The sequence below is a fragment of the Streptomyces hazeniae genome (genome assembly GCF_031845485.1).
Taxonomy (GTDB): domain Bacteria; phylum Actinomycetota; class Actinomycetes; order Streptomycetales; family Streptomycetaceae; genus Streptomyces; species Streptomyces hazeniae.
Genome location: NZ_JAVREQ010000234.1, coordinates 1 through 409, shown reverse-complemented (window position 1 = coordinate 409; position 409 = coordinate 1). Strand labels below are relative to the sequence as shown.

Here is a 409-nt window from a genome sequence, read left to right as displayed (position 1 = left end):
CATATGCGGTGCCCTGACTTGCCGATCACCGTCGCTCGGCGCTCCCCGCATTAGCGATTTCTGGCCGACCCACCGGTGCGGAGGATGTCCCCGTGATCACCGACCACCGCTCGCCGGCCCCGCGCGGATAAATTCGAGAAAGGATTAAAAGGCCGACATGACCTCGCTCTCTTTAGACAGCGACCTGTGGTGCCGTCGCTTCCATCCCTCGCCGACGGCCACGCGCCGACTGGTCTGCTTTCCGCACGCCGGCGGCTCGGCCAGTTTCTACTTCCCGGTATCCGCCGCACTGCGCGGACCGGTCGACCTCCTCGCCGTGCAGTACCCCGGCAGGCAGGACCGCCGGGAGGAACCCGGCGTCCAGGACCTGCACCGCATGGCCGACGACGTGACCGAGGCGCTGCGCCGC

General features: G+C 68.0%; 1 protein-coding gene. It reads left to right on the top strand.

Going from position 1 to position 409, the window contains the following annotated elements; translation table 11 throughout:
- Positions 1–157: 157 nt before the first annotated feature.
- Positions 158–409: thioesterase II family protein (locus tag RM572_RS29495; protein ID WP_311676402.1), on the top strand; the 252-nt coding region annotated here is incomplete at its 3' end.